Here is a 20,492-nt window from a genome sequence, read left to right on the forward strand (position 1 = left end):
CCCGACAAGACATCGACAAGGCCCGCATTATGCCATGCGCCGTTTGATCACACGCAGCAAGGCACCGATGAGCGGCAGTTTTTCGTACACCCCTTCCGCCGCATCCCAGTAGTCGCGGTGCGCGGCGATGCGGCCGTCGGCGGCGAGGGTCAGCAGCGTGCCGCCGTGGAGCTGCTGCGCCCGCCCCCGCAACACGAAGCTGAAATCCCAGCTGACGAAGGCCTGGTCGCCCTGCGCCACCACCGTGCCGATCACGAAGCGCGGCGCCTGCAGCCGCTGGAACATGCGCGCGTACAGCGCCTTGATCGCGGCGCGGCCGTGCAGCGCCTGGAACGGATCGCGGAAGGTGGCGGACTCGGAGTAGACGGCGTCGATGTCTTCCAGCGTCAGCGGCGACAGAGAGGCAAACCAGTCCAGATGGCGGGCAAGATGGGGATTCATAGTCCGGTGACCTTGTGGGCGAGCCAGAAATACAGGCGGTAGGGCAACAGTGCGGCCAACTTCAGCGGCCACGAGAAGCGCTTCGGGAAGTGGATGTCGAACTCGCCGCGGGCAAAGCCGCGCACGATCAGCTGCGCCGCCTGCTCCGGCGTCAGCAGGGCCGGCATCGCAAACTCGTTCTGCGCGGTGAGGCGGGTGGCGACAAAGCCGGGATTGATCACGTGCACGCCGATACCGTGACGGTGCAGGTCGAGGTACAACGTCTGCGCGAAGTGGTTCACCGCCGCCTTGGTGGCGCCGTACACCAGGCCGTTGGGCATGCCGCCCCAGCCGGCGACGCTGGCCACCAGCGCGATGGCGCCGCCGGACTGCGCCATCAGCTGCGGCACCAGCGCCGCGCTGCCGTACATCACCCCCAGCAGGTTGACGTCGACCATGCACCGCGCCAGCTCCGGCGTCAGCTGCCAGGCGCGCAGCGGGGTGTAGTCGCCGGCCAGCATCACCACCAGGTCGATGCCCTGCCACTGCTGCAGCAACTGGTCGCGGCTGCGCTGCCAGTCCTCGGGGCGGGTCACGTCCAGCGGCAGCAGCCACATCCGCTCGTGGCCGCTGGCGACCTCGCGCAGCGCCGCCTCGTGGCGGCCGGACAGCGCCACCCAGGCGCCGAGGCGGTGCAGCTCGCGCGCCAGCGCCGCGCCGATGCCGTGGCCGGCGCCGACCAGCCATACGCGGCGGTTGTGCCAGTCCTGCAGCTTGGGATTCAGGCTCACGGCTGCGCCCCCTTGCGGAACATCAGCGTGACTTCGCCCAGTCGCACGCCCCACTTGCTCATCACCGAGCGGTTCAGCACCGTGTGCTCGTCCAGCTGGTACATCCAGTCGTCGAAACGCACCTCGTACACCGTGCCGTCCACCGGCAGGCGCAGCGTGTAGTCCCAGAACAGCGCAAAGCCTGCACTGCGGCCGCTGGCCTGCCCCACCACGTCGCTGGCGGTGCCGCGGTAGCGGCCATCGGGCAGCTTTTGCAGCGTCCACACCCGGCGCTGCTTTTCGCCGTCGTCGTAAATGAAGTGCTCGTCCAGCACGCCGCGGTCGCCCTGCCAGCTGCCGTTCATCTGCACGCTGAAGCGGCGCAGCACCTTGCCGCTGCGGTCCTGGAACAGGCCCTGTGCCGTCAACGGGCCGTTGAAGTACGTTTGCAGGTCAAAGCTTGGCCGCGTGCCACGGTAGTCGTCGATGCTGGCGCTGGAACACGCCGCCAGCAGCCCGCACAACGCCGCCAGCATGGCGGCTTTCAGTATCCGGATCATGCTCTTGCTCCCGAGAAGGTGGCTGCCGGCGGCAAGGCCAGGCAGGCCGCCAGCTTGAATAGCGCCGGCAGGCCGGCATACAACCACGGCAGCGCCGAGGCGTCGCCACCGGGCTGGTAGCCCAGCTGCGCCGCCAGCGGCAGTGCGAGGCCGGCGGCACAGGCCAGCGCCAGCTTGTTCATCATCGACACCGCGCCGAAGGCGGCGCCGCCCTGCGCCGCGACACGTTCGCCGAGCACGTCGGCCACCAGCGCGCTGCCGAAGGCCAGGTCGGCGCCCAACGCCGCGCCCGTCAGCAGACACACCAGCGCGAACAGCCCGCCCTGCCCCTCGCCCAGCCCCAGCACCGGCAGGAACACCAGCAGCGCCAGCAGCATGCCGCCGCGCCAGGCGGCGACGCGGCCGATGCGGTCGGCAAGGCGCACCCACAGCGGCAGCGACAGCACCGCGGCGAGGAAGTACAGCAGCAGGAACAGCCCGGCCAGCGCCGGCGTGCGCAGCAGGTCGGCGATGTAGAAATTGAGCAGCGTCGCCGGAATCGCCATCGCGGTGGCGTTGAGCAGCAGCACCAGCAGCACACGGCGGAAAGCGGCGTCACGCCACAGCTGGCGCCAGTGCGGCGCCGCATGCTCACCGGCCGGAGGCAATGCGGCCGGCGCGCGGCGCAGCAGCCACAGGCAGAGGGCACTGCACAGCAGCAACAGCGCCACCAGCACCTGCATCGCGTACTGCTGGCCGTGGCGGGCGGCCAACGTTGCCGGCAGGGCCGCCGCCAGCAGCACGCCGAGCAGCGCCCAGCCCTCGCGCCACGCCGCCACCCGCGAGCGGCCATGCACGCTGGGCCACAGCGCCGCGCCGTAGCGCAGCAGCGCGATGCTGAGCCAGCCGTGCGCCAGATACACCAGCCCCAGCGCGGCGGCCAGCTGCGGCAGCAACGGCCAGTCGCGCTGCGGCATCACCAGCCAGCCGAAACCGGCCAGCCCGCCGCCGCCGGCCAGCAGCAACAGCGCACGCGCCCGGGGCGGCGACAGCCTGTCCTGCCACAGCCCGAGCAGCGGGTCGATGGCGGTATCGAACAGCCGCGCCAGCAACAGCACCCAGCCGAGGCTGGCCAGCGCCACGCCGAAATCGGCGGCGTACAGCGCCGGGGTGTGCACGTACAGCGGCAGCGCCACCATCGCCAGCGGCAGGCCGCCGAGGCCGCTCAGTGCCAGCTGGCGCGTGCTCAGCGCATTCATCCGCGGCCACCCAGCAGCTGCTCGCGCACCGCCGGCGCCCGCGATGCCGGATCCAGCCAGATGCGGAAGAACAGCTGCCCGAACAGCGGGTCGTCGATGCGGTGGGTCAGGCGGCCGTTGAGCCAGAAGCGCACCACCGCGCCGTCCATGGCGCCGAGCAGCACGTCGCCCTCCTGCACATCGGGAAAGGCGCGCCGCATGTGCTCAGCCCACGCCGCGCGCGAACGCTCCGGCATGCCGTAGCGCAGCATTTCCTCGAGGCTGGTTTCCACCAGCTTGGCGCCGGCAATGCTGCGCGCGTAGCGGATCTCCAGCGCGAACGGCCGCGCCCACTGGAAGGGCTGCGCCGCCGGGGTGTACAGCGCCGAGTCGTAAAGCTTGAAGCCGAACCAGCGCAGCGTGCCCTGGCCGCGCAGTTGCAAACCGTTCAGTTCTGCCGGCAGTGCCATGGCATTCCCCATCTGAGTCATGAGCAGCGCCACGCTAGCGGCGACGGATTTCCAGTTGGCAGACATCGGTGCGTCCCGCGTCGAAACCGGCGATGCAGTAGTGCAGGTAGAACTGCCACAGGCGCACGAAGGCCTGATCGAAGCCCTGGCCATACACCTGCGGCAACGCGGCGTTGAAATCATGCAACCAGCGCCGCAGTGTCTCGGCGTAGTCGCGGCCAAAGGTGTAGCGCTCGGCCAGTTGCAGCCCGGCGCCGGCGATGTCGCGGTCCAGCGTCGCCGGCGACGGCAGCATGCCGCCGGGGAAGATGAACTGCTGGATGAAGTCGGTGCCGCGCCGGTAGCGCGCGAAATGGTCGTCACCGATGGTGATCACCTGCACCATCGCCCGGCCGCCGGGCTTGAGACGGTCGTGCAGGGTGCGGAAGTAGCGCGGCCACCAGCGTTCGCCGACCGCCTCCAGCATCTCGATCGACACGATGTGGTCGAACTGGCCGTCGATGTCGCGGTAGTCCTGCAACCGCAGATCGGCCTGCTGCGCGAGTCCGGCTGCGGCCAACCTTTGCTGCGCCCACTCCAGCTGCGACGGCGACAGGGTCACGCCGGTGACGTGCACGCCGCGACTGCGGATCGCGTACTCGGCAAAGCCACCCCAGCCGCAGCCGATCTCCAGGATGCGCTGCCCCGGCTGCGCACCCAGCCGCGCCAGGATGCGTTCGTACTTGGCCTCCTGCGCTGCGGCCAAGGTTTGCCCGGCCTCACCGCTGAAGATGGCGGCGGAATAGCTCATGCCCGGGTCCAGCCACAGCCGGTAGAAGTCGTTGCCGATGTCGTAGTGGGCGTGGATGTTGCGGCGGCTGCCACGGCGGGTATTGGCGCGCGTCAGGTGCTTCAGCCAGTAGCCAGCGGTGCCCAGCCAGCTGCCGTGGATCGCCTGCTCGAAGGCGGCCTCGTTGGCCAGCGCCAGCTGCAGCAGCGACGTCCAGTCCGGCGCCGTCAGCCAGCCGTCGCGCCAGGCCTCGGCCAGGCCAATGTCGCCGGCCAGCACGATGCGACGCAGCGCGCGCCAGTCGTAGACCTGCAGCTGTGCCTGCGGGCCGGGATGAGCGCCACGGAACTGGTAGCTGTCGCCGTCGGGGGTGATCAGCGTCAGCTCGCCGTACTGCAGGCGCGACAGTGCCTGCAGCAGCGGGCGCACCAGCAGCGGCACGCGCGAGGGCAACGGGGAAGCGAGGGTACGCGAGGATGCATTCATGACAACTCTCCGGGAGAAACCGAGCTGGCCGCGTGGCCATCTTTACCGAAAAACGGGACTTTCTTGCGCCACAGCCGCAGCGCCTGCCAGTGGATGCGCAGCCACACCGCCACGGCGAGCAGGCCGGTGGCCAGCAGCAGCTGCCACAGCCGCGCCGGCGAATACGGCACCGGCGTGCCCTGCTGAGTGGCGACGAAGTCGTTGTGCTCGTCGTCGCGGCGGTACTCGATGCGCACCGCGAAGCGGCCGTCCGCCGCGCGCAGGAAGCGGAAGCGGTAGCTGCCTTCCACCTGGAAGAACGGCGACACCTGCAGTGCCTTGCCGGTGCTCAGCAGGTCGCGGCTGCCGATGGCGCGATGGTCGGGGTGGTGCAGGCAGTAGTCGTGATGCTGGCCGAAGGTATTGCTGACCTCGACCCATACCGCACGCAGCGTGGCGGCGGCATCGAACACCAGGTAGAAGCTGACCGGGTTGAACACGTAGCCGCACAGGCTGGGCAGGGTGTGCAGCTCGATGCGCGCGATGTCGTGCACCCCGCTTGCGGCCAACTTGGCAGTCAGCCACGGCAGCAGTGGCGAGTCGTCGCGCGGGCCGTGACGGCGGCGCTGCCAGCTCACCCCCGGCGCCAGGCGGATGCTGGCCGGCTCCGGTTGCCCCGGCAGCAGCGTCAGCGCCAGCCAGGCGTGGCGGTAGCTGAACTGGTGGCGGGTCGGCGCGCGGCGGCCGTGCCAGACGCGGCCACGGTAGACGCTGAACGTGGTCATGGCGCGACCACCGCCGGTTGCGGTTGCCGCGGGTGTGCAGCCAGCGGCACGCCGATGTCCCACGGGATAGTCGCGCCGAGCGCCTGCGCCACCCCCATGCCGGCCTTGAGGCCGTCCTCGTGGAAGCCGTAGCCGGCCCAGGCGCCGGCAAACCAGGTACGCTGGCGGCCCTGGATCGTCGCCAGCGACTGCTGCGCGGCGATGGCGGCGCGGTCGAACAGCGGGTGGGCGTAGTCGAACTCCGCCAGCTTGCCCTGCGGCTCGCGGTAGGGGTTCAGCGTCACGATCACCGGGCGGCGGAAGGGCAGCCCCTGCAGCTGGTTGAGCAGATAGCTGACCATCACCGGCTGCGCCGACGGCCCGCCCGCGCCCATGCGGTAATTCCATGCCGCCCACGCCTGGCGCCGCGCCGGCAGGAAAGAGGCGTCGGTGTGCAGCACCGCGCGGTTGGGCTGGTAACGCAGCTGCGACAAGAGCGCCCGTTCCGCCTCGCTGGCGTCGCCGAGCAGCGCCAGCGCCTGGTCGCTGTGGCAGGCCAGCACCAGCTGCTCGAAGTGCTCCTCGCCATGGCGGCTGCACAGCGTCACGCCGCGCTCGTCGCGGCGCACCTTGCGCACCGGCGACGACAGCCGCACCTCGCCGATGCCGGCCACCATGCGCCGCACGTACTCGCGTGAGCCACCCTGCACCGTTTTCCACTGCGGCCGGTCCAGTATCTGCATCAGGCCGTGGTTGGCGCAGAAATCGAAGAAGGTGGCCGCCGGGAAAGCGGCCATGTCGCGGGTGGAGCTGGACCAGATCGCCGCCCCCATCGGCAGCAGATACCAGTCGCGCAGCGCCGCGCTGAAGCGGTAGCGGTCGAGGATCTGCCCCAGCGTCTCGCCGCTGTCGCGGCTTTCCCGCTGCAAGCGTGGCGCCAGCCGGTGCAGGCGCAGGATGTCGCCGACCATGCGCCAGAAGGTTGGCCGCAGCAGGTTACGCTTCTGCGCGAACAGGGTGGCGATGCTGCTGCCGGCCCACTCCACGTTTTCCTGCTCCAGCACCACCGAAAAGGTCATCTCGCTGGCCCTCACCGGCACCCCCAGCAGCGCAAACAGGCGGATCAGGTTGGGATAGGTGCGGTCGTTGTGCACCAGGAAACCGGTGTCCACCGGCGCGCGGATGCCTTCCAGCTCGACGTCGACGGTATTGCTGTGGCCGCCGGCGTAGGCCGCGGCCTCGAACAGCACCACCTGGTGTCCGGCCCGGCTCAGCAGCCAGGCCGAGGACAAGCCGGCAATGCCGGCACCCACCACCGCAATTTTCATGAGGTCAGTCCCTTATCGATACTGCGTTATCGATCAATTACTTTATTTTGTCAAATGTTTGTCCTGTACAAAAATGGAAAGTTCAACAAAAAAGCCTGACATAGTCAGGCTTTGTCCATCACAAGCACACGGTTTCAGTCCAGCCGGTTCTGCCTTTCGCCGCGCTGCCAGGCCTCGATATTGCTGACCAGCTGCGCCGCCAGCCTGGCCATCGCCTCGCCGCTGGCCCAGCCGACGTGCGGCGTCACGATCAGGTGCGGCAGGCGCGCCTTCAGCAGCGGGTTGCCGTCGCGCGGCGGCTCCACCGACAACACGTCGAAGCCGGCGCCACCGAGCTGGCCGAATTTCAGCGCCGCCACCAGCGCCTCCTCGTCCACCAGCCCGCCACGCGCGGTATTGACCAGCACCGCGCCCGGCTTCATCGCCATCAGCTCCGGCTGCGCGATCAGGTTGCGGGTGTCGTCGTTCAGCGGGCAGTGCAGCGAGATCACGTCGGAGCTGGCCAGTAGCGCGTCAAACGCCACGTAGCCGTCGCGCACCACAGCCGCGCCCTTGCGCTCGGCAAACTGCACGCGCATGCCGAAGGCGCGGGCGCGGGCCGCCATCGCCTGGCCGATGCCGCCGCTGCCGACGATGCCAAGCGTCGCGCCCTGCAGGTCGCGGATCGGCGCGCCGAAATGGCAGAACTGCGCCGCCTGCTGCCACACCCCGGCGGCGACATCGCGCTGGTAGGCCGGCAGGTTGCGCATCAGCGCCATCATCAGCATGAAGGCGTGCTCCGCCACAGTGTCGTCGCCGTAGTGGCGGATATTGCACACCGCGATGCCGCGCTCGCGGCAGGCGGCGAGGTCGATGTGGTTGTAACCGGTGGCGGCCACCGCCAGCAGCTTCAGCCGCGGCAATGCGGCCAACGTGGCCGCGTCGAACGCGACCTTGTTGCTGATCAGGATGTCGGCATCGGCACAGTGGGCCAGCAGTTGCTCGCGGCTGGTGGCGGGATAGGCGGTGAAGCGGTGCGGGAAGGCACAAGACGGCACCGGGACAGGCAAGCTGTCCCGGTCGACAAACACGATGTGAAGAGTCATGGAATGGACAGGTGCTAGCGCTCGAAGTTGATCAGGGCGCGATAGGCATGCCAACTGGACAGCCCGATCAGGGGCATGATGAGCAGCAGGCCGATGAACTGGGTAGCAAAACCGATCGCGGTCAGGACCACGATCATAGCCGCCCACACCAGCATCGTCAGCAAATTGCGGTACACCGCCTGCACGCTCATCACCATCGCGGTGATGGTATCGACGTCCTTGTCCAGCATCATCGGAATGGCGCAGACGCTGAGCGCGAACACCGCCACGGCAAAGAAGAAGCCGGTGCCGAAGTAGGCAATCAGGAACGGCAGGTTCTCGGCGGTGAAGGCGGAGACGACCAGCTGGTCCAGCGACGGTACGCTCCCCTGGAAGAACAGCGCGAACATCAGCAGCGAGATGCGGAACCAGCCGAACACCAGCACAGCCAGCAGGGCGGCAAACAGGGTAAAGCCCGGCATGTTGACGCGCCACGCGGTCATGCTGTGCATCAGCATCACCTTCCCGCCCGCCGGATCCTCCAGCTGGCGCGCGATATCGTACAGGCCGATGGCGAGGAACGGGCCGCCCAGCAGGAACAGCGTTGCCAGGGTAATCACGTGTTGTGGTGCGAAGTCGAAATACATGTTCAGCAAAAAGCCCATCACTACAAACACGGCGCCGTAGAACAGCGAATCCGCCGGTGCGCGCCGCAGGTCCTGCCAGCCCATGCGCAGCCATTGCAGCGGCTGATCGGGCGTCACATGCCTGACGACGACATGCTCATGAGAAGGTAGATGAGTAATGTCCATTGCCATTCCCCTATGTCAGATAAAGTCGTAGGCGAAAACTTCTCCGCTTTCTCTTTATAAGCAATTGAAGGGCAAAGACAATATCAAGATTTCGACGGCGCGGTAGCGGACTGCTAAAATGCCGCTTTCGCTAATGCAGCAAAACAAGGACATCTCATGGCAGAACTGATCATCGAAGACCTGCTGGTAGGCGACGGCGCGGAAGCCGTGGCCGCTCAGGAAGTGACCGTGCACTACACCGGCTGGCTGACCGATGGCACCAAATTCGATTCCAGCAAGGATCGCTACCAGCCGTTCAGCTTCGTGCTGGGCGAAGGCTACGTGATCAAGGGCTGGGATCAGGGCGTACAGGGCATGAAGGTCGGCGGCAAGCGCAAGCTGACCATCCCGGCCGAGCTGGGCTACGGCGCCCGCGGTGCCGGTGGCGTGATCCCGCCGCACGCGACGCTGGTATTCGAGGTCGAGCTGCTGCAGGTTGGCTGATCCAGCCTCCCCCGGTAATGAATAATGCCCCGCGCTGCGGGGCATTGTTCATTTGGCGATCAGGTCTTCGGCGTTGCGCCGGGCTTTCGACTCACGCCGCTTGTGACGCCAGTAGAAGCCGCCCAGCACCACCGCCAGCAGCGCGATGGCGATCAGGATGCCGGCCTGACCACGGTGCACCATCTGCATCAGCCACTCGTGGTTGCGGGCGCCGAAATAACCGAGATACACCCACACCGGCACCGAGATCAGCGCGGCAAAACCGTCCATCAACAGGAAACGCCAGTACGGGATACGCCGCGTCAGCCCGGCGGTGAGGAAGATCGGCGAACGCAGGCCGGGCAGGAAACGGGCGACGAACAGCACCCAGTTGCCGTAGCGGGAAAACTTCTCCTGCACCGCGGCAAAACGCTCCGGCGTCATCACCTTGGCAATCGGCTTGAAACGCAGCACGCGGTCGCCGTAGACGCGGCCGGCGAGAAACATCAGGCCATCGCCGAACAGCACACCGGCCATGCCCACCGCAAACATCACGTGCACGTCGGTATAGCCCAGCCCGGAAATGATGCCGCCGGCGACCAGGGTAATATCCTCCGGAATCGGCACACCAAAACCACACACCAGCAACACGATGAATACGGCAAAGTAGCCATATCCCGTGAACAAATCGAGAAGAATCTGCAGGATATCCATGTCGGCCTGACAAGCTGTTGATCGGTCGAAGTACTTCCGGCAAGGCCAGGCGAAGCAGTTCAGAGAGCGGCTGCCATCATAGCACAGCCCCCGTTACCCCCCGCTTGACTATGGTCGTGTAAAAACAAAGCCACCTTCTCAGGTGGCTTGCGCCGATGCCGGTACGCCGTCAGGCCGCTTCGATCGCCGCGGCGATTTGGCCGGCCCACTGCTCGGCCAGCGCCAGTTCATCCGCTTCGACCATCACGCGCACCACCGGTTCCGTACCGGACGGACGCAACACCACGCGGCCACGGCCGGCCAGCGCCAGCTGCGCCTCGGCGTACTTGGCGGCACTGGCGGCCTGCCAGTCCTGGCCGTTGAGACGCACATTGATCATCTTCTGCGGGAACGGCTGCCAGTCGCTGCAGATGGTGGCCAGATCGCGGTCCAACTCGGCCAGTGCCGCCAGCACCTGCAGACTGGAGATGATGCCGTCACCGGTGGTGTGCTTGTCCAGGCACAGCACGTGACCGGACGCCTCGCCACCGACCTGCCAACCGTTCTCGTGCAGCAGCTCCAGCACGTAGCGGTCGCCGACCTTGGCGCGGCCAAAGGCGATGCCCTGCTGCTGCAGCGCCAGCTCCATCGCCAGGTTGGTCATCACCGTGCCGACCACGCCGCCGCCTAGTTGGCCGCGCGCCGCGCGTGCCTTGGCAATCACGTAGATCAGCTGGTCGCCGTCGTAGACCTTGCCGTGCTGGTCGGCCATCATCAGCCGGTCGCCGTCGCCGTCCAGCGAGATGCCGAGATCGGCGCCATGCTGCAGCACCGCCTGGCTGATCGCCTCGGTGTGGGTGGCACCGACGCCGTCATTGATGTTGTAGCCGTTCGGCTCGCCACCGATGGTGATCACCTCGGCACCCAGCTCGTGGAACACCTTGGGCGCGATGTGGTAGGTGGCGCCATGCGCGCAATCAACGACCAGCTTCAGGCCCTTCAGGTTGCGCTCGTTGGGAAAGGTGCTCTTGCAGAATTCGATGTAGCGATCGGCAGCACCGTTGATACGCCGTGCCCGGCCCAGCTCGCGCGACGCGCTGGTCTGCATCGGCGAATCCAGCATCGCCTCGATCTCGCGCTCCAGCGCGTCGTCCAGCTTCTTGCCGCCCTCGGCAAAAAACTTGATGCCGTTATCCTGATACGGATTGTGCGACGCGGAAATCATCACCCCGGCCGACAAGCGCAGCGCGCGCGTCAGGTAGGCGATGCCCGGCGTCGGCAGCGGCCCGGTCAGCAGCACGTTGACACCGGCGGCAGTGAGGCCGGCCTGCAGCGCCGCTTCCAGCATGTAGCCGGAAATGCGGGTGTCCTTGCCGATGATCACCGTCGGGTGTTCCTGCCGCTCGTGATCGACCAGTACCTTGCCGGCGGCGTAGCCGAGGCGCAGCACGAAGTCGGGGGTAATCGGAAACTGGCCGACTTCGCCACGCACACCATCGGTACCAAAATATTTGCGGCTCATTATTGTTCCTTCAGACTTTTATCCTGCCGATTTTACATCGCCACCAGCTTGCGGGGGCAACTGCCGCCGCAGCCGGTTTCAGCCCAGCGCATGCCACACCTGCAGCGCCTGGTACGTGGCCTTCACGTCGTGCACGCGGATTACCTTGGCACCGCGCTGCGCCGCCAGCAGCGCCGCCGCCACGCTGGCACCGAGGCGCTGGTCCGGCTGCTGCTCGCCAGTGATGGCACCCAGCATCGACTTGCGCGACATGCCGACCAGCAGCGGCGCGCCGGCCATCGTCTCCAGCTGTGGCAGCGCGCGCAGCAGTTGCAGATTGTGCTCCAGCGTCTTGCCGAAACCGAAGCCAGGATCGGCCAGCAGCCGGTCACGGGCGATGCCATTTGCCAGACACAGCTCGATGCGGCGGGCGAGATAGCCGCCGACTTCCTGCACCACATCGGCGTAGTCCGGCTGCTGCTGCATGGTGTCCGGGTTGCCCTGCTTGTGCATCAGGCAGATGCCGACCTTGGCCGCCGCCACCAGCGCCAGCGCACCGTCGTCTTCCAGCGCCGACACGTCGTTGACCAGGTCGACGGCACCGGCCTGCAGCGCGGCGCGCATCACCGAGGTGCGGCGGGTATCCACCGACAGCGGCACCTGCAGTGCGGCCAACCTTTGCAATACCGGCAATACCCGCTGCAGCTCCTCTTCCGGGCTGACGTAGGGCGCGCCCGGCCGTGTCGACTCACCGCCGATGTCGAGGATGTCGGCACCGTCGGCCAGCAGGCGCTCGGCATGCGCCAGCGCCGCATCCAGCCGGTTGTAGCTGCCGCCATCGGAAAAGGAATCCGGCGTCACGTTCAAAATGCCCATCAGCAGCGGGCGCTCGAGCGACAGGCTGAACCTGCCGCAGGCAAAAACCGACATAGCTTTCTCCAAATGCAAAACAGGGTGTCAGCCTGAACTGACACCCTGTTGTTTACCTGACCTGCCTTACAGTTCTTGTGCCGCCGTCACCGATGGTTCTGGTGCCGGTGGTGCCGGCGGCTTGGTGTCCGGCTTGTTGAAACCGGCGCCCGGCGATGGCGGACGCGGCGTCTTGCCGGCCATGATGTCGTTAATCTGCTCGGCATCAATGGTTTCCCACTCCAGCAGCGCGGCGGTCATCGCCTCCACCTTGTCGCGGTTCTCGTCCAGCAGGCGGCGCGCCAGCGCGTACTGCTCGTCGATGATGCGGCGGATTTCCTGATCCACCTGCTGCATGGTGGCTTCCGACATATTCTTGTGGGTGGTCACCGAGCGGCCGAGGAATACTTCACCCTCGTTCTCGCCGTAGACCATCGGACCGAGACGGTCGGACATGCCGTAGCGGGTCACCATGTCGCGCGCCATCTGCGTGGCACGCTCGAAGTCGTTGGAGGCACCGGTGGTCATCTGGTTCATGAACAGCTCTTCCGCGATGCGGCCGCCGAACAGGATGGCGATGCGGTCCATCAGGTAACCGCGGTCGTAGGCGTAGCGGTCTTCCTCCGGCAACTGCATGGTCACCCCCAGCGCACGGCCGCGCGGGATGATGGTGACCTTGTGCACCGGATCGGACTTCGGCAGCAGCTTGGCCACCACCGCATGGCCGGACTCGTGGTAGGCGGTATTCTTTTTCTCGTCCTCGGACATCACCATCGACTTGCGCTCGGCGCCCATCATGATCTTGTCCTTAGCGGATTCGAAGTCGAGCATGTCGACCAGTCGCTTGTTGCGGCGCGCGGCGAACAGTGCGGCTTCGTTGACCAGGTTGGCGAGGTCAGCGCCGGAGAAACCCGGCGTACCGCGCGCGATGATCTGCGCGTCGACGTCGGCGGCAATCGGTACCTTGCGCATGTGCACATTGAGGATCTGCTCGCGGCCGCGGATATCCGGCAGCGGCACCACTACCTGGCGGTCGAAACGGCCGGGACGCTGCAGCGCCGGGTCCAGCACGTCCGGACGGTTGGTGGCGGCGATCACGATCACCGTCTGGTTGGTCTCGAAACCGTCCATTTCCACCAGCAGCTGGTTGAGGGTCTGTTCGCGTTCGTCGTTGCCGCCACCGAGGCCGGCACCACGCTGGCGACCGACGGCGTCGATCTCGTCGATGAAGATGATGCACGGCGCGTTCTTCTTCGCCTGCTCGAACATGTCGCGCACGCGGGAGGCGCCGACGCCGACGAACATCTCGACGAAGTCGGAACCGGAAATGCTGAAGAACGGCACCTTGGCTTCGCCGGCGATGGCCTTGGCCAGCAGCGTCTTACCGGTACCCGGCGAGCCGGCGAGCAGGATGCCGCGCGGGATGCGGCCGCCCAGGCTCTGGTAGCGGGAAGGATCGCGCAGGTAGTCGACGATCTCCTTCACTTCTTCCTTGGCTTCATCGCAACCGGCCACGTCGGCAAAGGTCACAGTGTTGGTGTCCTGGTCCAGCATGCGCGCCTTGCTCTTGCCGAACGAGAATGCGCCGCCCTTGCCGCCGCCCTGCATCTGGCGCATGAAGAAGAACCACACCCCAATCAGCAGCAGCATCGGGAACCAGCTGATGAAAATGCTCATCAGCATCGATGGTTCCTCTTCCGGCTTAGCGGAGAAGGTCACGTTGTTCTTGATCAGCACGTCCACCATCTTCACGTCGAACGGGGCATAGGTGCTGAAACTGGAGCCGTCGGTACGCTTGCCGCGCACCCACTGGCCGCGTAGCGGATTGCCTTCAATGCTCACCGTCTGAATCTTGCCGGACTCCACATCGCTCATGAATTGCGAATACTCGACCTGATTCTGGGTTTCCTGGCGCTTGGTAAACTGGTTGAACACAGTCATCAGTACAAGACCGATGATGACCCAGATCGCGATGTTTTTTCCGATATTGTTCACAAGAGCGTGCTCCTATGTGCCCTGACTTGGTAAATGGTTTTTTCTATTGTAAACCCGGCACGTCGCACTGTCAGCGACGGTCTTTGCCCAGCAGGTAGATTTCACTGGAACGGTCGCGCGAGGCCTTGGGTTTACGCGTTACGACTTCGCCAAACAGCTCGCGCATGGCTTTCAGATAGGGCTGAAAATCACTGCCCTGGAACACTTTGACGAGAAAACTGCCGCCGGGTTTCAAATGGTCACGGACAAATTCCAGAGCCAGCTCATTCAGATGAAAGCTTCTGGCCTGATCAATCCCGCTCATCCCTGAGATATTGGGCGCCATATCGGAAATTACAAGGTCCAGCTGCCGCCCGCCGAGCATGGTCACGAACTCCTCCAGCACCTCGTCGTCGCGGAAGTCTCCCTGAATGAAGGCGACGTCGGCGATCGGGTCCATCGGCAGGATATCGATGGCAAACACCTTGCCATTGTCGCCGACGATGCGTGCCGCCACCTGCGACCAGCTACCCGGCGCCGAGCCGAGATCGGCCAGCACGGTGCCCGGCCGGATCAGCTTGTCCTTGTCGTTGATTTCCAGCAGTTTGTACGCGGCGCGCGCGCGATAGCCGTCTTTTTGGGCCATTTGCACATAGTGATCGTTGACGTGCTCACGCAGCCAGGCGTTGCTAGACTTGCTTCTTGCCATGTGGATTCCAGTAATTAATGCATGTGCCGTTTGGGGAATGACCTAAAGTTTAGTAAAATCGTTTTTTAATCTGAAACTTGAAGCCACAATGAAAATCGAACTGACCCCAGTCGAGCGCCAATATCTGAAGGGTTTGGCCCACTCGCTCAGCCCCGTCGTGATGATCGGCAACAATGGCCTGACCGAGTCGGTTATTCGTGAAATCGCCATCAGCCTGGACGCCCACGAACTGATCAAGGTCCGCGTTCTAGGCGACGACCGCGCGGCACGCGTGGCCATGTATGACCAGATTGCAAACGATCTGGGCGCCGGTCAAGTGCAGCACATCGGCAAGCTGCTGGTGCTGTTCCGCCCGTCCGAGGCCAAGCGCATCGACCTGCCGAAAAGCAAGAAGGCACTCAAGGCACGCCCTTGAACGTTGCCGGCTAGCGGGCGGCGGTCACTGACCTCGGCGCGTGCATGACAGACAAAAAGCGGTGGCGATGCCACCGCTTTGTCTTTGTCGGCCCACTAAAACGTAGGGCGGCTCAGTTGTCGCTGCGCAGCAGGTACACCAGCGCCATCAGGCTTTGCAGCAGGTAGATCAGGCTGGAGATCGCGTGCCAGGTGGCGAAGCCGCCACCGAACAGCCCTTCGGCGGCATGGTTCATCTGCAGCTTGAGGCTGGCGATGATCGGCGTCACCGCGAAGTGGTTGATCACGATGCACACCAGCATGCCCAGCAGCAGCCAGAAACCGCCCTGCTTCAGGCCGCGTGCACCGTAGCGCAGCACGTAGTCGGCAAGCAGGAAGATGCCGCATACCAGCCCGACCCAGGCGATGGCGGCAAACAGCCGCCCCGCCACCATGCCGGCGATCACGTTATCCAGTGCCGAAAACAGGATGGGGGCCACGATGATGCCGACCACCCACATGCCGCCGATCCACAGGGTCCGGGCAATCGCACGCAATCCGTCCATTGGTCTTCCTCTTCCCGGCCGGCTTGCGGCCAACGTTACAGCACCAGTCTGGCCGCAGCCAGACCCGCACTCAGATGTAGCGCACTTCCAGCACTTCGTACTCGCGGATACCGCCCGGGGCCATCACCTCGGCCACGTCGCCTTCCACTTTGCCGATCAGCGCGCGCGCGATCGGTGAGTTGACCGACACCTTGCCCAGCTTGATGTCGGCTTCGTCGTCGCCGACGATCTGGTAGGTCTTTTCTTCTTCGCTTTCCAGATCGGTGAGCAGCACGGTGGTGCCGAACACGATGCGGCCGTCGGCATCCAGCTCGGTCGGATCGATGATCTGGGCGTTGGAGATTTTGCCCTCCAGCTCGGCAATACGGCCCTCGACAAAGGCTTGGCGCTCTTTGGCGGCGTCGTATTCTGCATTCTCGGATAGATCGCCTTGCGCGCGCGCTTCGGCAATGGCCTCGATCACCGACGGACGCTCAATGCTTTTCAGACGCTGCAATTCGGCCTTCAGCTGTTCGGCACCACGCACGGTCAACGGGACTTTGTTCATGACTCGGTTCTCCAAGGGCGTACTGCTGCCCTGTGATAAAAGCGCAAGCCGCCGTACGGGACGGCGGCTTTGCTGGACGTTTGATTCAGTGGTGATTGTAACGAGATTTTGCTCCGGGTTCAAAGGTTGGCCGCATGCGGCCAACCTTTGACCGTGCTTAGCCCTTCAGCTCGGCGTGCAGCTGCTGCACGCTGTAGACGTCGAAATCATCGACGTGCGACAGGCCGACGCAGACCGCCTTGGCACCGGCCAGGGTGGTGTACTGCGGCACGCGCATCTGCAGCGCGGAGCGGCGGATGGCGTGGCTGTCCTGGATCGCCTTGCGCTTCTCGTCCACGGTATTGACCAGCACGTCGATTTCGCCGTTCTTGATCATGTCGACGATGTGCGGACGGCCTTCGTTCACCTTGTTCACCACCTGCACCACGATGCCGGCATCGGCCATCGCCTTGGCGGTACCGCGGGTGGCGCACACGCCGAAGCCCAGCTTCTGCAGTTCGCGCGCCACTTCGATGCCGCCTTCCTTGTCGCTTTCGCGTAGCGACAGGAACACCTTGCCGGTACGCGGCAGGCGGTCGCCGGCAGCCAGCTGGCCCTTGACGAAGGCTTCGGCAAAGGTGCGGCCAACGCCCATCACTTCACCGGTCGACTTCATTTCCGGCCCGAGGATGGTATCCACGCCCGGGAACTTGATGAACGGGAACACCGCTTCCTTCACCGCGTAGTACGGCGGAATCACTTCCTTGGTGAAGCCCTGTTCGATCAGGCTGATGCCGGCCATGGCGCGGGCGGCGATCTTGGCCAGCGGCGCGCCGGTCACTTTCGACACGAACGGCACGGTACGCGACGCGCGCGGGTTCACTTCCAGCACGTAGATGGTGTCTTTCTGGATCGCGAACTGCACGTTCATCAGGCCGACCACGTTCAGCGCACGCGCCATCGCTTCGGTCTGGCGGCGGATCTCGTCCTGCACCGCCGGGAACAGGCTGTACGGCGGCAGCGAGCAGGCGGAATCACCTGAGTGGACACCGGCCTGTTCCACGTGCTGCATGATGCCGCCGATCACCACGGTGGTGCCGTCGGACACGCAGTCGACATCGACCTCGATCGCGTCGTTCAGGAAGCGGTCCAGCAGCACCGGGCTGTCGTTGGACACCTTCACCGCTTCGCGCATGTAGCGTTCCAGATCGGCCGGCTCGTGCACGATTTCCATCGCGCGGCCGCCCAGTACGTAGGACGGACGCACCACCAGCGGGTAGCCGATTTCTTCGGCCAAGCGCATGGCGTCAACCGGATTGCGCGCGGTGCGGTTCGGCGGCTGCTTCAGGCCCAGATCGTTCAGCAGCTGCTGGAAGCGCTCGCGGTCTTCGGCAGCGTCGATCATGTCCGGGCTGGTACCGATGATGGGCACACCGTTGGCTTCTAGCGCGCGCGCCAGTTTCAGCGGCGTCTGGCCGCCGTACTGCACGATGACGCCGAACGGCTTCTCGATGCGGCAGATTTCCAACACGTCTTCCAGCGTCAGCGGCTCGAAGTACAGGCGGTCGGAGGTATCGTAGTCGGTGGACACGGTTTCCGGGTTGCAGTTGACCATGATGGTCTCGAAACCGGATTCGCGCAGGCTCAGCGCGGCGTGCACGCAACAGTAGTCGAACTCGATACCCTGACCGATACGGTTCGGACCGCCACCCAGCACCATCACCTTCTTGCGGTCGGTCGGCTTGGACTCGCACTCTTCTTCGTAAGTGGAGTACATGTAGGCGGTGTTGGTGGCGAATTCGGCGGCGCAGGTATCCACGCGCTTGTACACCGGATGCAGGTTCAGGCCCCAACGGTGCGCACGCACGGCGGCCTGGTCGGTACCCAGCAGCTCGCCGAGGCGACGGTCGGAGAAGCCCTTGCGCTTCAGGCGACGCAGTTCGTCGTAACCCAGGCTGTCCGCCTTGCGGCCGGCCAGCGCTTTTTCCTCACCGATCAAGTCTTCGATCTGCGCCAGGAACCACGGATCGATCTTGCTGATGGCAAAGATGTCGTCACGGCTCATGCCAAGACGGAAGGCGTCGGCCACGTACAGGATGCGGTCCGGACCAGGCGCGCCCAGTTCGTGACGGATGGTTTCTTCGTCCTGGCTCACCGAGTTGAAGCCGGAGAGGCCGGTTTCCAGACCGCGCAGCGCTTTCTGCATCGACTCCTGCAGCGTGCGGCCCATGGCCATCACTTCGCCGACCGACTTCATCTGCGTGGTCAGGCGGTCGTCGGCCTGCGGGAACTTCTCGAAGGCGAAACGCGGGATCTTGGTGACCACGTAGTCGATGGACGGCTCGAACGAGGCCGGGGTGGCACCGCCGGTGATGTCGTTCTTCAGTTCGTCGAGGGTGAAGCCGACCGCCAGCTTGGCGGCGATCTTGGCGATCGGGAAGCCGGTGGCCTTGGAGGCCAGTGCCGAGGAACGCGACACGCGCGGGTTCATCTCGATCACGATCATCTCGCCGGTGTCCGGGTTGGTCGCGAACTGGACGTTGGAACCGCCGGTGTCGACACCGATCTCACGCAGTACCGCCAGCGAGGCGTTACGCATGATCTGGTATTCCTTGTCGGTCAGCGTCTGCGCCGGGGCCACGGTGATGGAGTCGCCGGTGTGCACGCCCATCGGGTCGAAGTTCTCGATCGAGCAGATGATGATGCAGTTGTCGTTGCGGTCACGCACCACTTCCATCTCGTACTCTTTCCAGCCGAGTACCGATTGCTCGATCAGCAGTTCGTGGGTCGGCGACGCTTCGAAACCGCGCTCGCAGATGGCCAGGAACTCTTCCTTGTTGTAGGCGATGCCGCCGCCGGAACCGCCCATGGTGAACGACGGACGGATCAGCGTCGGGAAGCCGACCTTGGTCTGCGCTTCCAGCGACTCTTCCAGGGTGTGGCAGACGAAGGACAGCGGGCAGGACAGGCCGATCTTGGCCATCGCTTCCTTGAAGCGGCCGCGGTCTTCCGCCTTGTCGATGGCGTCTTCGGTCGCGCCGATCAACTCGACCTTGTACTTTTCCAGCACGCCGTTGCGCGCCAGGTCCAGTGCGCAGTTCAGCGCGGTCTGGCCGCCCATGGTCGGCAGGATCGCGTCCGGACGCTCCTTGGCGATGATCTTCTCCACCACCGGCCACGAGATCGGCTCGATATAGGTCACGTCGGCCATGTCCGGATCGGTCATGATGGTGGCCGGGTTGGAGTTCACCAGGATGACTTTGTAGCCTTCTTCACGCAGTGCCTTGCACGCCTGCGCGCCGGAGTAGTCAAACTCGCAGGCCTGGCCGATGACGATCGGGCCAGCGCCAATGATGAGAATGCTCTTGATATCAGTACGTTTAGGCATGGTAATCGCTCAATATTGTTCAATGTTTTACACGCTCCGGCAGGCTGACGCGGCCTGCTGCCGGAGACGCTGGGTAGTTACAGGCTGGCGGCGGCCAACTTGGCGCCGAAACCGATAAACATGGCACCGACCGCCCCGCCCATTGCCGCCGACAGGCGACGGCGGCGGCGGAACGCCTCGGCCAGATGGTTGCCGGCCAGGATCAGCGTGGTCAGGTACAGCGCGCTGAACAGCTGCACGATGGCGCCGAGGATGGCGAAGGTCAGTGCCGGGTAGTGATAGGCCGGATCGACGAACTGCACGAAGAACGACACGAAGAACAGGATCGCCTTCGGGTTCATCAGGCTGATCAGCAGCGCCTTGGAAAACGGGCGGTTGATGTCCAGCACCGGTGCCGCCACCGCAGCCTGGCCCTGGCGGCGCTGCTGCCAGCCGGCCCAGGCGCCACGCAGCATGGCGATGCCGATCCACGCCAGATAAGCGCCGCCGGCATACTTGACGATGGCAAACAGCGCCGGGTTGGCCTGCAGCAGACCGGCGGCGCCGGTTGCGGCCAGGGTCATCAGCACGAAATCACCGACAAACACGCCACAGGCGCCGGCAAAGCCGGCCCGCACCCCGCGCTGTGCCGCCACCGACAGCACATACATCGAATTGGGGCCCGGCAGCAGCACGATGAAGATGGTGCCGAGCAGGTAGGTGGTCAGGTCAGTGATACCGAACATGATGCGT

Annotated in this window: 21 protein-coding genes; 2 read left to right on the top strand and 19 right to left on the bottom strand. The window is 65.2% G+C overall.

Translation table 11 applies throughout. The features are described 5' to 3' along the window. Positions 1–27: 27 nt before the first annotated feature. The 10 genes from PQU89_RS13800 to PQU89_RS13845 form a co-directional block, all read right to left on the bottom strand. Positions 28–441 carry a nuclear transport factor 2 family protein gene (locus PQU89_RS13800; RefSeq protein WP_272766333.1) on the bottom strand — a complete coding sequence of 138 codons (414 nt, stop codon included), beginning with the start codon at positions 439–441 and terminating at the stop codon, positions 28–30. After that, positions 438–1,211, bottom strand: a complete 774-nt coding sequence (locus tag PQU89_RS13805) for an SDR family NAD(P)-dependent oxidoreductase (protein WP_272766334.1) — start codon at positions 1,209–1,211, stop codon at positions 438–440. The genes PQU89_RS13800 and PQU89_RS13805 overlap by 4 nt, the downstream gene beginning before the upstream one ends. Further along, entirely contained in the window at positions 1,208–1,750 is a 543-nt protein-coding gene (locus tag PQU89_RS13810; protein WP_272766335.1) for a DUF3833 domain-containing protein, read from the bottom strand. Before PQU89_RS13810 ends, PQU89_RS13805 begins: the two co-directional genes overlap by 4 nt. After that, complete coding sequence (locus tag PQU89_RS13815; protein WP_272766336.1) at positions 1,747–2,988, bottom strand: MFS transporter; 1,242 nt, start codon at positions 2,986–2,988, stop codon at positions 1,747–1,749. The genes PQU89_RS13810 and PQU89_RS13815 overlap by 4 nt, the downstream gene beginning before the upstream one ends. Beyond that, complete coding sequence (locus PQU89_RS13820; protein WP_272766337.1) at positions 2,985–3,503, bottom strand: chalcone isomerase family protein; 519 nt, start codon at positions 3,501–3,503, stop codon at positions 2,985–2,987. Before PQU89_RS13820 ends, PQU89_RS13815 begins: the two co-directional genes overlap by 4 nt. Beyond that, positions 3,472–4,692, bottom strand: coding sequence for an SAM-dependent methyltransferase (locus tag PQU89_RS13825; protein WP_272766338.1), 1,221 nt, complete (start codon positions 4,690–4,692; stop codon positions 3,472–3,474). The genes PQU89_RS13820 and PQU89_RS13825 overlap by 32 nt, the downstream gene beginning before the upstream one ends. Next, on the bottom strand, positions 4,689–5,456 hold the full coding sequence (locus PQU89_RS13830; protein ID WP_272766339.1) for a DUF1365 domain-containing protein: 768 nt from the start codon (positions 5,454–5,456) through the stop codon (positions 4,689–4,691). The genes PQU89_RS13825 and PQU89_RS13830 overlap by 4 nt, the downstream gene beginning before the upstream one ends. After that, a complete protein-coding gene (locus tag PQU89_RS13835; protein WP_272766340.1) occupies positions 5,453–6,763 on the bottom strand; it encodes an NAD(P)/FAD-dependent oxidoreductase in 1,311 nt (436 codons plus the stop codon). The genes PQU89_RS13830 and PQU89_RS13835 overlap by 4 nt, the downstream gene beginning before the upstream one ends. Before the next feature lie 134 nt (positions 6,764–6,897). After that, positions 6,898–7,848, bottom strand: coding sequence for a D-2-hydroxyacid dehydrogenase (locus PQU89_RS13840; RefSeq protein ID WP_272766341.1), 951 nt, complete (start codon positions 7,846–7,848; stop codon positions 6,898–6,900). Between the two features lie 14 nt (positions 7,849–7,862). Next, entirely contained in the window at positions 7,863–8,639 is a 777-nt protein-coding gene (locus PQU89_RS13845; RefSeq protein WP_272766342.1) for a DUF2189 domain-containing protein, read from the bottom strand. Between the two features lie 156 nt (positions 8,640–8,795). Here PQU89_RS13845 and PQU89_RS13850 point away from each other — a divergent pair, with 156 nt between their 5' ends. After that, positions 8,796–9,122, top strand: coding sequence for an FKBP-type peptidyl-prolyl cis-trans isomerase (locus tag PQU89_RS13850; RefSeq protein ID WP_047966982.1), 327 nt, complete (start codon positions 8,796–8,798; stop codon positions 9,120–9,122). Positions 9,123–9,170: 48 nt separating this feature from the next. Here the strand turns inward: PQU89_RS13850 and PQU89_RS13855 are convergent, their stop codons facing one another. The 5 genes from PQU89_RS13855 to rlmE all read right to left on the bottom strand — a co-directional run bounded on the left by PQU89_RS13855 (position 9,171) and on the right by rlmE (position 14,887). Then, positions 9,171–9,815, bottom strand: a complete 645-nt coding sequence (locus PQU89_RS13855) for a DedA family protein (protein ID WP_272756735.1) — start codon at positions 9,813–9,815, stop codon at positions 9,171–9,173. A 169-nt stretch (positions 9,816–9,984) separates the two neighbouring features. Next, positions 9,985–11,316 (bottom strand): phosphoglucosamine mutase, encoded by a 1,332-nt coding sequence (gene glmM / locus PQU89_RS13860; protein WP_272766343.1) that lies wholly within the window; start codon positions 11,314–11,316, stop codon positions 9,985–9,987. A gap of 78 nt (positions 11,317–11,394) precedes the next feature. Continuing rightward, positions 11,395–12,225 (bottom strand): dihydropteroate synthase, encoded by an 831-nt coding sequence (gene folP / locus PQU89_RS13865; protein ID WP_272766344.1) that lies wholly within the window; start codon positions 12,223–12,225, stop codon positions 11,395–11,397. A 66-nt stretch (positions 12,226–12,291) separates the two neighbouring features. Continuing rightward, the gene (gene ftsH / locus PQU89_RS13870; RefSeq protein WP_272766345.1) at positions 12,292–14,199 is read right to left on the bottom strand and encodes an ATP-dependent zinc metalloprotease FtsH; all 1,908 of its coding nucleotides are present in this window, start codon (positions 14,197–14,199) and stop codon (positions 12,292–12,294) included. Between the two features lie 70 nt (positions 14,200–14,269). Continuing rightward, complete coding sequence (gene rlmE / locus PQU89_RS13875; RefSeq protein ID WP_047966977.1) at positions 14,270–14,887, bottom strand: 23S rRNA (uridine(2552)-2'-O)-methyltransferase RlmE; 618 nt, start codon at positions 14,885–14,887, stop codon at positions 14,270–14,272. 88 nt (positions 14,888–14,975) lie between these two features. On the opposite strand from rlmE, the gene yhbY reads away from it, so the two are divergent. Next, positions 14,976–15,302 (top strand): ribosome assembly RNA-binding protein YhbY, encoded by a 327-nt coding sequence (gene yhbY, locus PQU89_RS13880; protein WP_189352637.1) that lies wholly within the window; start codon positions 14,976–14,978, stop codon positions 15,300–15,302. A 112-nt stretch (positions 15,303–15,414) separates the two neighbouring features. On the opposite strand, the gene PQU89_RS13885 is transcribed toward yhbY, so the two are convergent. From PQU89_RS13885 to leuE, 4 genes are all read right to left on the bottom strand, one after another. After that, positions 15,415–15,846 (bottom strand): DUF4149 domain-containing protein, encoded by a 432-nt coding sequence (locus PQU89_RS13885; RefSeq protein ID WP_272766346.1) that lies wholly within the window; start codon positions 15,844–15,846, stop codon positions 15,415–15,417. A 70-nt stretch (positions 15,847–15,916) separates the two neighbouring features. Beyond that, entirely contained in the window at positions 15,917–16,393 is a 477-nt protein-coding gene (gene greA / locus PQU89_RS13890; RefSeq protein ID WP_047966974.1) for a transcription elongation factor GreA, read from the bottom strand. A 157-nt stretch (positions 16,394–16,550) separates the two neighbouring features. Next, positions 16,551–19,760, bottom strand: a complete 3,210-nt coding sequence (gene carB / locus PQU89_RS13895) for a carbamoyl-phosphate synthase large subunit (RefSeq protein ID WP_272766347.1) — start codon at positions 19,758–19,760, stop codon at positions 16,551–16,553. Positions 19,761–19,837: 77 nt separating this feature from the next. Beyond that, complete coding sequence (gene leuE, locus PQU89_RS13900; RefSeq protein WP_272766348.1) at positions 19,838–20,485, bottom strand: leucine efflux protein LeuE; 648 nt, start codon at positions 20,483–20,485, stop codon at positions 19,838–19,840. Between the last annotated feature and the right edge of the window lie 7 nt (positions 20,486–20,492).

Source organism: Vogesella indigofera, assembly GCF_028548395.1.
Taxonomy (GTDB): Bacteria; Pseudomonadota; Gammaproteobacteria; order Burkholderiales; family Chromobacteriaceae; genus Vogesella; species Vogesella indigofera_A.

Bases quoted from the DNA above. Each gene is read 5' to 3' on its own strand.
- PQU89_RS13800 (WP_272766333.1), bottom strand. From the start codon at position 441: ATGAATCCCCATCTTGCCCGCCATCTGGACTGGTTTGCCTCTCTGTCG.
- PQU89_RS13830 (WP_272766339.1), bottom strand. From the start codon at position 5,456: ATGACCACGTTCAGCGTCTACCGTGGCCGCGTCTGGCACGGCCGCCGC.
- glmM (WP_272766343.1), bottom strand. From the start codon at position 11,316: ATGAGCCGCAAATATTTTGGTACCGATGGTGTGCGTGGCGAAGTCGGC.
- carB (WP_272766347.1), bottom strand. From the start codon at position 19,760: ATGCCTAAACGTACTGATATCAAGAGCATTCTCATCATTGGCGCTGGC.
- PQU89_RS13815 (WP_272766336.1), bottom strand. From the start codon at position 2,988: ATGAATGCGCTGAGCACGCGCCAGCTGGCACTGAGCGGCCTCGGCGGC.
- rlmE (WP_047966977.1), bottom strand. From the start codon at position 14,887: ATGGCAAGAAGCAAGTCTAGCAACGCCTGGCTGCGTGAGCACGTCAAC.
- PQU89_RS13885 (WP_272766346.1), bottom strand. From the start codon at position 15,846: ATGGACGGATTGCGTGCGATTGCCCGGACCCTGTGGATCGGCGGCATG.
- PQU89_RS13835 (WP_272766340.1), bottom strand. From the start codon at position 6,763: ATGAAAATTGCGGTGGTGGGTGCCGGCATTGCCGGCTTGTCCTCGGCC.
- PQU89_RS13825 (WP_272766338.1), bottom strand. From the start codon at position 4,692: ATGAATGCATCCTCGCGTACCCTCGCTTCCCCGTTGCCCTCGCGCGTG.
- greA (WP_047966974.1), bottom strand. From the start codon at position 16,393: ATGAACAAAGTCCCGTTGACCGTGCGTGGTGCCGAACAGCTGAAGGCC.
- leuE (WP_272766348.1), bottom strand. From the start codon at position 20,485: ATGTTCGGTATCACTGACCTGACCACCTACCTGCTCGGCACCATCTTC.
- yhbY (WP_189352637.1), top strand. From the start codon at position 14,976: ATGAAAATCGAACTGACCCCAGTCGAGCGCCAATATCTGAAGGGTTTG.
- PQU89_RS13820 (WP_272766337.1), bottom strand. From the start codon at position 3,503: ATGTCTGCCAACTGGAAATCCGTCGCCGCTAGCGTGGCGCTGCTCATG.
- PQU89_RS13855 (WP_272756735.1), bottom strand. From the start codon at position 9,815: ATGGATATCCTGCAGATTCTTCTCGATTTGTTCACGGGATATGGCTAC.
- PQU89_RS13840 (WP_272766341.1), bottom strand. From the start codon at position 7,848: ATGACTCTTCACATCGTGTTTGTCGACCGGGACAGCTTGCCTGTCCCG.
- PQU89_RS13810 (WP_272766335.1), bottom strand. From the start codon at position 1,750: ATGATCCGGATACTGAAAGCCGCCATGCTGGCGGCGTTGTGCGGGCTG.
- folP (WP_272766344.1), bottom strand. From the start codon at position 12,225: ATGTCGGTTTTTGCCTGCGGCAGGTTCAGCCTGTCGCTCGAGCGCCCG.
- PQU89_RS13850 (WP_047966982.1), top strand. From the start codon at position 8,796: ATGGCAGAACTGATCATCGAAGACCTGCTGGTAGGCGACGGCGCGGAA.
- PQU89_RS13845 (WP_272766342.1), bottom strand. From the start codon at position 8,639: ATGGACATTACTCATCTACCTTCTCATGAGCATGTCGTCGTCAGGCAT.